Source organism: Maribacter aestuarii, from assembly GCF_027474845.2.
Classification (GTDB): Bacteria; Bacteroidota; Bacteroidia; order Flavobacteriales; family Flavobacteriaceae; genus Maribacter; species Maribacter aestuarii.
The window spans coordinates 3590026-3602548 of record NZ_CP107031.2 but is presented as its reverse complement, the minus strand read 5'-3'; the positions used below and the strand labels follow the sequence as shown (position 1 = coordinate 3602548).

The window sequence follows — 12523 nt, the reverse complement described above, 5'->3', positions numbered from 1 at the left end:
TTAAAATATGTTGCACTACTACAATACATTCCTAACTCGCCAGAGCGTGTATATGGAAATGATGATGTGTAGTTTTGTATCTCATAATGATGTAAAAGTAAAATCTATTTTCGATTTCTCAAAAGAATAGTTCAAAAATAAACTAAATGAGTTTTCCCTATGATTAACCGGAATTTTAATTATTTCCCAAAATTAGTGGAAGTCCAGAATCTCCGCTACCCACAATGACTACCTTGGCATTAGGTGATTTTGATAGTTCTAAAGTAGCATCTATACCCTTGTCCTGTAAAATTTTATCGGTTAGTGAAGCACTTAAAATTCTGTTGGCGTCCGCTTTACCTTGAGCTTCGATGGTTACTTTTTCAGCTTCTTTTTGTGCTGTAACCAATCTAAACTCATATTCTAACGATTCCTGCTCTTGTTTTAACTTTCGTTCGATCGCTTCCTTGATAGTAGCAGGTAAAGTAACGTCACGAACCAACACCTCATTCAATTGAATATATTGACCATCCACAATTTTTTTGGTTTCTTCGTAAATCTCGGCCTGTATGGCATCCCTTTTACTAGAATAGAGTTGCTCTGGAGTATAACGGCCAACCACACTTCTTGCTGCTGAACGTATCGTGGGTAATAATACACGTTGTATGTATTCCGTGCCCTTTTCTTGGTGCAGTTTACCCAAAAACTCTCTTTTTGGCTCAAACCATGCTGAGGCATCCAACTTGATTTCCAATCCGTTTGAAGAGAGTACTTGCATCTTCTCAAAAACTTCTTGTTGTCTTACTTCATAAATGAAAACTTTATTCCAAGGTGCAACAATATGGAAGCCTTCACCCATCGGAGGTTCCTCTGTTACTACCCCTCCTCCAAAAGTCTTGTACAGCACACCAGCTTCACCCGATCCAATGGTGACGGCGGATTTGGAAATTAGTATCACTAAAACTATTAAAATGAAAATAGCTGGTAAGGCAATCTTTGGTAATTTGTCCATTAGTATCTTATTTTTAAATTAATCCGTTAAATTTTCTGATAAACCACTCTGCGGCGAATGCCAGCACTATTATAATCAGTAGTATTTTATAATTTATCAAAGATACGACATTTTCGGTGCCTTTTTGAGTGGGTAAGTATTCTTGATTGGAAGTAAAATTGTTCAAAAGCTCATCCAATTGGGAAGGGAAGTGATGTTGACCCCCTGTATTGGCAGAAAGTTGTGCCATCTTTTTATAATTGCTGGAAACGAATTGCTTTTCAATATCAAAATCCGAAATGATAAAACTTCCTGATTCAGAAAACCCCTCATTAGCAACAGAAACCTTAAAGCTGTATTCACCAGGTGTTAAATTGGTCAAATCCGCTTCAAAATATCCGTTTTTTAAAACCATGGGCATGTCTTGGATTTGCTTAGTTTCCTTGTTTGTTATTGAAATCTCCAAAATGGCATTGATATCAAAAATATAAGCTTCATCAAAATAAGTGGCAGTAATATAGGCTTCACTGACACCTTCATACCTTGTATTATATTCCACGTTCAAACGGTCTTTCCCCTCAGTGGTTGCCAGGTAACGCATTATCTTACCTACAAACTCATCGAAGTTTGAAAAATTCCCCGAATTTCGGTAGTCCTGAATTCTCCATTTCCAAATTCCTTCTCCAATCAATAGTCCTTTTTTCATGGAATCGGTTTCCCACAAGGAGAGTAATGGAGTATCCATTTCCAGTCCCTTTATCTCCATATTCAATAGAGCTTCTGGGGAAAAGACCAAATTTATAGGACCCGCATCACTTACGAGCGGAGGAAAATCGGTCATGTCAAAATCGGTAATATCAAATTTTGAAAACCCCTTATTGAGATTGCCAAAAATCTCTTGCTCAGGATAACCACTTTCTATTTCAAAATCACTTTGTATCGTGTTCAAGAAATAAAAATCGGTATTCGCTCCAGTGACGATGAGCCTATTGGATTTCTTTTGTTCTATGAATTCAAAGACATTTTTGAAAGAAGTGGAGGGTTGATAGAGTATGAATACATCTATTTCTTCCAACAAACCATTGTCCGCGTATGGTTCCAGTATATTTACTACGCGCTGTTCGTTGCTTTGTATGGCTTTTTTGAGCGCTCCAAGATCTGGATGCAAAATTTCTGAAATTAAACCAACATTTGTTTTTTCGTCTATCACTTCTACAGAGGTCTCACGTACATTGTTTAACGTATTTCTTTCCGTCGCTAGTGGTTTGATCTCTACTTTAATGCTTTTTAATCCAATAGCATCAGCGTCAATGAAAGTGTTGATATTCTTTAGATTATCCGTTTCTGAAAGCTTGATCGATTCCTCAGAGACTATTTTTCCATTCACAGAAATCGTGACAACGGAAGTAATGTTTCCTGTACCCTGATAGGTAACATAAGTTTCCACCGGATACTTATTCTTTAAAAAAGCATAGGTGTTGGTATTGATAGGTCCAATATTCAAATCCTCATATTTGGTAGTATCACCCACCGTCACCGTATAGACGGATGGACCCCTCTTTCGGTTAGCAAAAACATAGTCTTGGCCAATGGTTTGATTTCCATCGGAAATAAGAACTACGGCGGTCTTTTGGTTAAGATAAGTGGATGCTAGAAGATTCAACGATTTGCTGATATTCGTCTGTTTCTCATTAAAGGAGAGCGAATCCAATGTTTTAAGTTCAGGACCAAAAGAATAGAAATCCAGTTCAAACCTATCGGTCAGTACCGATGACTGCTGAATTTTCTCTACTATTTCACTAATGGTCGCTTCTTCTTGCTCGAGAGAGGAGGAATTATCTACGAGCACAGCCAGCGTAGGCTTTTCTACGGTATATGTTGTTTTGGTAAACTTTGGGTTTATAAGCAATACTAACAGCCCAAAGATTCCAATAAAACGCAGAAAAGATAAAAGAAGAGTTAGTCCGCCTTTTCGTTTTGCCTTATAAAAATATTGGAGAAGCACTATTGCTACAGCCACTATTGCAGCCAAAATTATCAATAGTACCGTTTCTGTTTGCATAATTATGCGATTGAATTGTTTGTCAACCTAGAACCGTTCGAAATAATCTGGTCAACTCGAAGGTTTGTGGTGAACAACTAGGTAAGCATTCCTCCATCTACATTTAGCACCTGTCCGGTAACATATGCAGATAAGTCCGATGCGAAGAATAAACAGGCGTTTGCAATGTCTTCGGTAGATCCACCACGCTTCAAGGGGATAGCATCCCTCCATCCCTGAACGGTTTTTTCATCCAATTTATCTGTCATTTCCGTTTCAATGAAACCTGGAGCAATTGCGTTGCATCGAATGTTCCGGGACCCTAATTCTAGGGCTATAGATTTAGTAAAACCGATCATTCCGGCTTTTGAGGCTGCATAATTTGCTTGCCCGGCATTACCTTTTACCCCTACTACGCTACTCATGTTTATTATGGAACCATGTCTTTGCTTGAGTAACGTTCTTTGTACCGCTTTCGTCATGTTAAATACGGACTTCAGATTAATCTCTATAACCGTATCAAAATCGGCCTCGGACATGCGCATTAAGAGATTGTCTTTCGTAATGCCGGCATTATTAATAAGTACGTCAATTACCCCATCAAAATCTTCTAAAACCTTCTGAACAAGCGCTTCCGCTTCATCAAAACTCGCAGCATTACTCTTGTATGCCTTAGCTTTCACCCCACTCGATTTAAGCTCTTTCTCCAATTCCAAAGCTGGAGCTTCACTGGAACTGTACGTAAAGGCGATATTCGCACCATGTTCGGCAAAAACCTTGGCAATACCCATTCCGATTCCGCGACTAGCACCTGTAATGATTACATTTTTTCCTTCTAAGAGCTTCATAAATTGTTTGATTTATTTCGGGTTTATCAAATATAAGTTTTGTTTGATATATAGGCGAAAAAAAATCCCGCGTAAAACGGGATTTATTATAGATTTAACGGGTTTTTAGCCCATGACTTCCTTAACTTTCTTTCCTATTTCTGCAGGGGAATCCACTACATGAATGCCATGTTCGCGCATAATTTTCTTTTTAGCCTGCGCCGTATCGTCACTGCCTCCTACAATGGCTCCAGCGTGTCCCATGGTGCGTCCTGCAGGGGCCGTTTCACCGGCTATAAAACCAACCACTGGTTTTTTGCTACCACTTTCCTTATACCATTTGGCTGCATCGGCTTCTAACTGACCGCCTATTTCTCCAATCATCACGACGCATTCCGTCTCAGGATCGTTAATTAATAGCTCAACTGCTTCTTTGGTCGTAGTTCCGATAATTGGGTCACCTCCAATGCCAATGGCCGTTGTTATACCCAAACCTTGTCGTACTACCTGATCCGCTGCTTCATAAGTAAGGGTTCCCGATTTGGAAACAATACCCACATTACCTTTCTTAAAAACAAAACCTGGCATAATGCCCACTTTTGCTTCACCTGGGGTAATAACTCCAGGGCAGTTTGGTCCAACCAGTCTGCAATCCTTATTTTTTATATAATTAGAGGCCTTTACCATATCCGCAACGGGAATTCCTTCCGTTATGGTAATAATGACCTTAATTCCAGCACTTGCAGCTTCCATAATGGCATCGGCTGCAAATGCAGGAGGTACAAATATAATGGTGGTATCCGCGCCTACCTTCTCAACAGCCTCCTCTACCGTATTAAAAACTGGTTTTCCCAAATGTTCTTGTCCACCTTTGCCCGGTGTTACTCCGCCGACAATATTGGTACCGTATTCTATCATTTGCTCAGCGTGAAAAGTACCTTCGCTACCGGTAAATCCTTGAACAATTATTTTGGAATCCTTGTTGACTAAAACGCTCATACTGCTGTTGGTTTTTATTTTAAGAGAACAAAAATATAGGTTTAACCATGAATTGTAAAGTATTCTTGCTCTAATTATTTTTCAATTGCTCAATTATGCCCGGTATTTTTTTGACGTATGCAAGTTGTTTTAATTTTTCTCTAGATTCTTCTATGGGTGTTCCAAAATAACTTTTACCACCTATAACTGACTTAGTGACTCCGGTTTGACCCATAATCACTGCTTTTTTTCCAATGGTAATTCCGCTGTTTGTCCCTACCTGTCCCCAAAGGGTAACTTCGTCCTCGATGATTACGCAACCCGCTATTCCGGTTTGGGAAGCGATAAGACATTTTTTACCAATTACAGTATCATGTCCCACGTGAACTTGATTATCCAACTTCGTACCTTTTCCAATTGTCGTGTCACCGGTTACCCCGCGATCAATAGTACATAGTGCCCCCAAATCTACATCATCTTCCAAAACTACCCTGCCTCCGGAAATTAGTTTGTCGAAACCATCGGGTCTGTTCTTATAATAAAACGCGTCCGCCCCAAGAACACTACCTGCATGAATGGTGACGTTGTTACCTATGATGCAATTATCATAAATAGCCACATTGGAATGAATTCGACAATTATTACCGATTTTTACATTATTACCTATAAAAACATTGGGTTGAATAACGGTTCCTTCACCTATTGATGCCGAATCTGCAATTGACTTATTAGCCCTTACAAAAGGCTTAAAGTAATTAGAAAGTTTATTGAAATCGCTAAAAGGATCCGTAGAGATTAATAGGGCCTTACCCTCTGGGCAATCAACTTTTTTATTTATGAGTATGATGGTAGCTTTTGAGGCCAAAGCTTTGTCATAGTATTTTGGATGATCCACAAATACAATATCACCTTCTTCTACCACATGAATTTCGTTCATGCCAAATACAGGAAAAGCAGCATCCCCTACATAATCAACGTCAATTATCTCGGAAATCTGTTTTAGAGTGAACGTAGTGGGAAACTTCACTTGCTTATTCTTTTACCCGTTCCATATATGATCCGCTAGAGGTATCCACCTTTATTTTATCGCCTTCGTTAATAAACAAGGGGACATTAATTTCTGCCCCAGTTTCAACTTTCGCAGGCTTTGTAGCATTGGTAGCCGTATTCCCCTTTACTCCAGGCTCCGTATATGTAATTTCTAAAACCACACTAGCTGGCATGTCAACTGATAACGGCATACTATCTTCCGTGTTGAACATAATGGTGACCACTTCTCCTTCTTTCAAAAGACCTGGAGCATCAAGCGCACTTTCCTGAAGTGTAATTTGATTATAATCATCGGTGTTCATGAAATGATACGTTTCCCCATCGGCGTACAAGAATTGATACGACCGGGTTTCCACACGAACGTCCTCAATTTTATGACCCGCAGAGAATGTATTGTCCAATACTTTTCCTGAAGTAACACTCTTAAGTTTTGTTCTAACAAAAGCGGGACCTTTACCTGGTTTTACGTGTAAAAACTCAATGATTTTATAAATATCATTGTTGTACCTAATACATAATCCTTTTCTTATATCAGAGGTTGATGCCATTTTTAATTTTTACTATTGAATTTATAAATTGATTTTGAAGAAAAGTATGCTAGCTATTACTAAAGTAACCTTTCATTATTCCTCTTTGCGAATCTCGTATGAATTGAAGTATCTCATCCCTTTCCGGGGTAGCTTCCATTTCAGCCTCAATAATTTGTACTGCTTGGGAATTATTGTAATGCTTTTGATACAATATGCGATAAATATTCTGAATCTCCCTTATTTTATCCGAAACGAACCCGCGTCTTCTTAAACCTACGGAATTAATTCCTACATAGGATAAAGGTTCCCTAGCCGCCTTTACATAAGGTGGGACATCTTTTCTAACCAAAGAACCACCCGTTACGAAAGCATGTTGGCCAATGGATACAAACTGATGCACGGCTACAAGGCCCGCTAAGATTACGTTATCACCAATTGTGACATGACCGGCAAGGGTGGAATTGTTTGAAAATATACAGTTGTTGCCAACAAAACAGTCATGGGCCACATGACAGTAGGCCATAATTAAACAATTCTTCCCGATAACGGTTTTCATACGGTCGGAGGTACCCTTATGTATTGTGGCGCACTCCCTAATCGTGGTGTTGTTTCCAATTACGACCGTAGTTTCCTCTCCGTCATACTTTAAGTCCTGGGGAGGTGCAGAGATTACTGCTCCTGGAAATATATTGCAATTTTTTCCTATTCTAGCGCCCTCCATAATCGTGACATTAGAACCGATCCAAGTACCGTCTCCAATGGTAACGTTATTGTGAATGGTAGTAAATGGTTCTACCACTACATTTTTAGAAATTTTAGCACCAGGGTGTATATAAGCCAAAGGCTGATTCATACTATGTTCTTTTTACTATTTGCGCCATCATTTCCGCTTCGCTCACCACTTTGCCGTTCGCATACGCGTAAGCTTGCATGTGGCAAATTCCCCTTCTTATGGGCGATATTAAACTACAATGAAAAATCAAGGTATCTCCGGGCAACACTTGTTGCTTAAATTTGACTTTGTCTATTTTCATGAAAAGTGTCAAATAATTTTCCGGATCAGGAACGGTACTTAAAACCAATATTCCCCCTGTTTGAGCCATTGCTTCTACTTGCAAAACCCCTGGCATAACAGGTGCCCCTGGAAAATGACCCACAAAGAAGGGCTCGTTCATTGTAACATTTTTCATCCCGACTACATGTTGGTCGGAAAGTTCCAGAATGCGGTCTATTAGCAAAAATGGAGGTCTATGAGGTAACATGGCCATTATTTGATGGATATCCATCAAAGGAGGCTGGTTCAAATCATAGGTAGGGACATTGTTTCTTTTTTCCAGCTTTATAATTTGTGAAATCTTTTTGGCAAATTGAGTATTTACGTAATGCCCCGGTTTGTTTGCAATCACTTTACCCCTAATTCTACTTCCTGCTAAAGCAAGATCACCTATAACGTCCAGCAGTTTATGACGTGCAGCTTCATTGGGTTGATGCAAGGTTAAGTTATCCAGGATTCCGTTAGGTTTTACAGAAAGCTTTTTCTTATTGAAAGCCTTCTCCAATTTTTTCATAGTAGCTTCTGAAATCTCCTTATCTACATAAACAATGGCATTATTTAAATCACCACCTTTGATGAGTCCGTTTTCCAATAACATCTCCAGTTCGTGCAAAAAACTAAAAGTACGTGCATCAGCAATTTCAGCCTTAAAATCCGAAAGCCTTTCAAGTGTCGCATTCTGTGTTCCTAACACCTTTGTACCAAAGTCTACCATTGTAGTTACTTGGTATTCATCCGAAGGGATAACGGTTATCTCACTCCCTGTGGCTTCATCCTTATAGGAAATAACCTCCTTTACCACATACTCCTGTCGCAGGGCTTCTTGTTCTACTATACCTGCCTTCTCCAAGGCCTCTACAAAGAATTTTGAAGACCCATCCATTATTGGAGGCTCGGGCGAATCCAGTTCAATAAGAACATTGTCAATCTCCAATCCCACCAAGGCAGCTAGAACATGTTCTGACGTTTGAATTTTTACTCCACGCTTCTCCAGATTCGTTCCTCTTTGCGTGTTAATAACGTAATTGGCATCGGCCTCAATAATGGGTTCGCCTTCCAAGTCCACGCGCTTAAAAGCATACCCATGATTTTCCGGAGCAGGAAGAAACTTAATGGTAACATTTTCCCCTGTGTGAAGTCCAACCCCGTTAAGGGTAACTTCTTTGGCTATAGTCCGTTGTTTTTTATCGGTTGTTTTCATCGTCACTACTTATTTTCCAAGTCGTCGATTCTACTGATTATTTTAGGTAAGTTTTTAAAGTGAACATAGGATTTATTATAATCCCCGTAGTTTAATGCAGGAGATCCCTGAAGTACTTCTCTATCCTTAACATTTCTTCCTATTCCTGATTGTGCCTGTATTTTTACATAGTCACCGATTACAATATGGCCTACAATTCCTACTTGGCCACCGATCATACAGTGTTTACCAATCTTTGTGGAGCCGGCAATGCCTGCCTGTGCCGCAATAACGGTATGTTCTCCAATTTCTACATTATGGGCAATCTGTATTTGATTGTCCAATTTAACTCCTCTTCTAAGAATCGTTGACCCTAATGTAGCACGATCAATTGTAGTACCTGCTCCCACATCTACATTATCCTCTAGGATAACGTTTCCCGTCTGCGGAACCTTACTGAATTCCCCATCCTTATTAGGCGTAAATCCAAATCCGTCAGCCCCTATTACAGCACCACTATGCACCGTGCAATTATTTCCAATAACGCTTTCCGAATATATCTTGGCACCAGCAAAAACAACTACATCATTTCCAATATGGACATTGTCTCCTATATATACATTAGGATAAATTTTTACATTTTCACCTATGACGACGTTATTTCCCAAATAAGAAAATGCCCCTAAGTAAAGTCCATCCCCGTAAGTAGCGGATTCGGCCTTAAATACTGGCTCTTCAATACCTAATTTATTGTTTTTAACCTGATTGTAATATTCCAGTAATTTGGAAAAAGATTTATAGGCGTCCTCTACTTTAATCAAGGTAGTGCTAAGGCTTTGTTCGGGAACAAAATCCTTATTAACGATAGTAATAGAAGCCTTGGTTTTGTAGATGTAGGAGGTGTATTTAGGATTGGACAAAAAGGTGAGAGAGCCGGTTTCCCCCTCTTCTATTTTTGCAAGTTTATAAACGGCTATCTCTGGATTTCCATGTACTTCGCCTTCTAAAATACCTGCAATTTGACCTGCTGTAAATACCATGAGCACAAAAGTAAGAAAAATAGTTAGATCTGAATTTATTAAAACTTAAACAGCGTCTTTAGGGTAACAGATGTAATATTTAGTCACCGTTTTGGAAAGTGCATTTAAGTTTAAGTGATCAGAAAGCTTGGCCACATCCACAATTTTGCCATTTTTCCTTAAAATATTAATGTTCTGATTGTTACGGTCGTATGCCTTGTTTTCAAGTTTTCCGCTAAAAACGAAATAGGACGCTTCATCTTCTGACAGTTTCAGTTTTGCTTTTACTTTTTTAATCTTAATTTCAAATTTATCCTTGGATATAGGTTCCTTTTTTATTTTGATATGCAACAACCGCCTATTTATAATCATTTTACAAAGCTCCGAAAGAATGAAGTCATTATGGTATTGCCATTCTTTTAAGGCGGCCATAATATCAATATCATCCAATTTGGAAAAGATATCCAAAATTTTTGGGTCAAAATGTTCTTCTTTGACCTGGTTTTTGAGAAAATATAGCAACGGCTCACTTGCCGGTAACTCAGACTGTTTTTCAAGTAGAAATCTTGCTCTTTTTAAAATTCTAATCAAAAGTTGTTCGGCGACAACACCCGTTTTATGCAAATAAACTTGCCAATACATAAAACGTCTGGCCATTAAAAACTTCTCTACTGAGTATATCCCCTTTTCTTCTACAACCAAATTACCGTCCACAACGTTGAGCATGGTAATAAGTCGTTCCGCGTTCGTATTGCCCTCGGCTACACCGGTATAAAGACTATCGCGTTTAAGATAGTCCAGTCGATCCATATCCAGCTGACTTGAAACTAACTGATTGAGGTATTTTTTTGTATGTGTACCCGTAAAGATAGAGATGGCTCCCGTTAAACTTCCGTTAAATCGTGTATTCAATTCTTTCATGAACTGCAAGGAAATATGCTCATGATCAAGCCCCTCTACAATGCTGTGTTCCATGGCGTGGGAAAATGGCCCATGACCAATATCGTGCAATAATATAGCGCCAAGAAGCCCGTCAGAATCCTCATCAGTAATTTCAACTCCCTTAAAACGAAGTACTTGAATTGCTTTCTGCATTAAGTGCATACTACCCAAAGCATGGTGAAATCTTGTATGATGCGCACCGGGATAAACCAAATAGGATAGTCCCATTTGGGAAATTCTTCTAAGTCTTTGGAAATATGGATGAGCTATGAGATCAAAAATGAGCGTATTAGGGATGCTGATAAATCCGTAAATTGGATCATTGAAAATTTTCAGCTTGTTGGATTTTACCAAAATCACTTAATTTATTGCAAATATAAAGCTTACATGAACAAAATTAGAATACTCTGGGTAGATGATGAGATAGATTTATTGAAGCCGCATATTATTTTTTTAGAGAATAAAAATTATGAGGTGATAACAAGTCAAAGCGGTCAAGAGGCACTGGAAGAATTGGTAAATACCAGGGTAGATATTGTGTTTTTGGATGAGAATATGCCAGGTATTTCTGGATTGGAAACCCTGAATGAAATAAAGGTTATTGACTCTTCCTTACCGGTAGTTATGATTACTAAAAGTGAGGAAGAATTTATAATGGAAGAAGCCATTGGCTCCAAAATCGCCGATTATTTGATTAAACCTGTAAATCCTCATCAGATATTGCTGTCGCTTAAAAAAAGCCTTGACCATTCACGGTTAGTCTCAGAGAAAACTACCAGTAATTACCAACAGGAATTCCGCAAGATAGCTATGGATTTATCCATGGTGAATTCCTATGGCGAATGGGAGGAACTTTATAAAAAGTTAATCTATTGGGAGCTTCAACTAGAGGAGATCGAAGATAGTGGAATGTTTGAAATTTTGGAATCCCAAAAAGTAGAGGCTAACAATCAATTCGGAAAGTTCATCGATAAAAATTATGCCGATTGGTTCGCTAGCACAGACTCTCCGGTGATGTCCCATACCTTATTTAAGGAATGGATTGCACCAGAACTGAAAAAGGGCAAAACACTTTTAATCGTAGTGGATAATCTCCGTTACGACCAATGGTACGCTTTTGAGGATACGGTCAATTCCTTTTACAAAAAGGTAGCTGAAAAGTCCTATTACAGCCTACTGCCTACAGCGACCCAGTACGCAAGAAATGCCATTTTCTCGGGACTTACTCCTTTGGACATGGAGAAAAAATATCCAGATTGGTGGAAAAACGATACGGATGATGGGGGCAAAAACTTGTTCGAAGACAAATTTCTAGGGGAGCAATTAAAGCGTTTAGGCTTGGACATTAAATGGGAATACCATAAAATAAGCAGTCTTAAACAAGGAAAGCAATTATCACAAAACTTCAAATCGCAAAAGGATAACGACCTTACCGCTATTGTCTATAATTTTGTGGACATGCTTTCCCATTCCAAAACAGAAATGGAAGTAATAAAAGAATTAGCCTCTAATGACAAAGCGTATAGGTCATTGACCCAGAGCTGGTTCAAGAATTCTCCCCTATTGGAAATAATCCAACAGGCACAGAATTTAGGAATGAAACTTATAATCACTACGGATCATGGCACCATTAATGTAAAGTCACCATCCAAGGTGGTTGGGGACCGTGATACAAGTGCGAACCTCAGGTATAAAACGGGCAGGAGTCTTTCCTACGAAAACAGCGATGTATTGGCAGCAAAAGACCCTAAATCCATTCATCTGCCCAGTATAAACATGAGTAGTTCCTATATTTTTGCCAAAAATGATTTGTTCTTCGCCTATCCAAATAATTACAATCACTACGTAAGTTATTATAGAAACACCTATCAGCATGGCGGGGTGTCGTTGGAGGAAATGATAATTCCTTTTGTCATATTGGAGCCCAAATAA

11 protein-coding genes are annotated in these 12523 nt (G+C 38.9%); 1 reads left to right on the top strand and 10 read right to left on the bottom strand.

Features of this window, described 5'->3' with window-relative positions; all coding sequences use genetic code 11:
- Window positions 1-175: 175 nt before the first annotated feature.
- From N8A89_RS16380 to N8A89_RS16335, 10 genes are all read right to left on the bottom strand, one after another.
- Window positions 176-991 carry a prohibitin family protein gene (locus N8A89_RS16380; RefSeq protein ID WP_281543191.1) on the bottom strand — a complete coding sequence of 272 codons (816 nt, stop codon included), beginning with the start codon at window positions 989-991 and terminating at the stop codon, window positions 176-178.
- Window positions 992-1004: 13 nt separating this feature from the next.
- Complete coding sequence (locus tag N8A89_RS16375) at window positions 1005-3032, bottom strand: vWA domain-containing protein (RefSeq protein ID WP_281543190.1); 2028 nt, start codon at window positions 3030-3032, stop codon at window positions 1005-1007.
- 77 nt (window positions 3033-3109) lie between these two features.
- Entirely contained in the window at window positions 3110-3859 is a 750-nt protein-coding gene (gene fabG / locus N8A89_RS16370; protein WP_281543189.1) for a 3-oxoacyl-[acyl-carrier-protein] reductase, read from the bottom strand.
- Window positions 3860-3964: 105 nt separating this feature from the next.
- The gene (gene sucD / locus N8A89_RS16365; RefSeq protein ID WP_281543188.1) at window positions 3965-4837 is read right to left on the bottom strand and encodes a succinate--CoA ligase subunit alpha; all 873 of its coding nucleotides are present in this window, start codon (window positions 4835-4837) and stop codon (window positions 3965-3967) included.
- A gap of 70 nt (window positions 4838-4907) precedes the next feature.
- The gene (locus N8A89_RS16360; protein WP_281543187.1) at window positions 4908-5843 is read right to left on the bottom strand and encodes a UDP-3-O-(3-hydroxymyristoyl)glucosamine N-acyltransferase; all 936 of its coding nucleotides are present in this window, start codon (window positions 5841-5843) and stop codon (window positions 4908-4910) included.
- Window positions 5844-5847: 4 nt separating this feature from the next.
- Window positions 5848-6414, bottom strand: coding sequence for an elongation factor P (gene efp / locus N8A89_RS16355; RefSeq protein ID WP_281543186.1), 567 nt, complete (start codon window positions 6412-6414; stop codon window positions 5848-5850).
- Window positions 6415-6463: 49 nt separating this feature from the next.
- Window positions 6464-7249, bottom strand: coding sequence for an acyl-ACP--UDP-N-acetylglucosamine O-acyltransferase (lpxA, locus tag N8A89_RS16350; RefSeq protein WP_281543185.1), 786 nt, complete (start codon window positions 7247-7249; stop codon window positions 6464-6466).
- A 1-nt stretch (window position 7250) separates the two neighbouring features.
- The gene (locus N8A89_RS16345; RefSeq protein WP_281543184.1) at window positions 7251-8651 is read right to left on the bottom strand and encodes a bifunctional UDP-3-O-[3-hydroxymyristoyl] N-acetylglucosamine deacetylase/3-hydroxyacyl-ACP dehydratase; all 1401 of its coding nucleotides are present in this window, start codon (window positions 8649-8651) and stop codon (window positions 7251-7253) included.
- Between the two features lie 5 nt (window positions 8652-8656).
- Entirely contained in the window at window positions 8657-9670 is a 1014-nt protein-coding gene (gene lpxD / locus N8A89_RS16340; protein ID WP_281543183.1) for a UDP-3-O-(3-hydroxymyristoyl)glucosamine N-acyltransferase, read from the bottom strand.
- A 45-nt stretch (window positions 9671-9715) separates the two neighbouring features.
- Window positions 9716-10945, bottom strand: a complete 1230-nt coding sequence (locus N8A89_RS16335; RefSeq protein WP_281543182.1) for an HD domain-containing protein — start codon at window positions 10943-10945, stop codon at window positions 9716-9718.
- Between the two features lie 33 nt (window positions 10946-10978).
- Here N8A89_RS16335 and porX point away from each other — a divergent pair, with 33 nt between their 5' ends.
- A complete protein-coding gene (gene porX / locus N8A89_RS16330) occupies window positions 10979-12523 on the top strand; it encodes a T9SS response regulator signal transducer PorX (protein ID WP_289644619.1) in 1545 nt (514 codons plus the stop codon).

Coding starts and splice junctions, on each gene's coding strand:
- N8A89_RS16380 (WP_281543191.1), bottom strand. CDS start 991: ATGGACAAATTACCAAAGATTGCCTTACCAGCTATTTTCATTTTAATA.
- N8A89_RS16375 (WP_281543190.1), bottom strand. CDS start 3,032: ATGCAAACAGAAACGGTACTATTGATAATTTTGGCTGCAATAGTGGCT.
- fabG (WP_281543189.1), bottom strand. CDS start 3,859: ATGAAGCTCTTAGAAGGAAAAAATGTAATCATTACAGGTGCTAGTCGC.
- sucD (WP_281543188.1), bottom strand. CDS start 4,837: ATGAGCGTTTTAGTCAACAAGGATTCCAAAATAATTGTTCAAGGATTT.
- efp (WP_281543186.1), bottom strand. CDS start 6,414: ATGGCATCAACCTCTGATATAAGAAAAGGATTATGTATTAGGTACAAC.
- lpxA (WP_281543185.1), bottom strand. CDS start 7,249: ATGAATCAGCCTTTGGCTTATATACACCCTGGTGCTAAAATTTCTAAA.
- N8A89_RS16345 (WP_281543184.1), bottom strand. CDS start 8,651: ATGAAAACAACCGATAAAAAACAACGGACTATAGCCAAAGAAGTTACC.
- lpxD (WP_281543183.1), bottom strand. CDS start 9,670: ATGGTATTTACAGCAGGTCAAATTGCAGGTATTTTAGAAGGCGAAGTA.
- porX (WP_289644619.1), top strand. CDS start 10,979: ATGAACAAAATTAGAATACTCTGGGTAGATGATGAGATAGATTTATTG.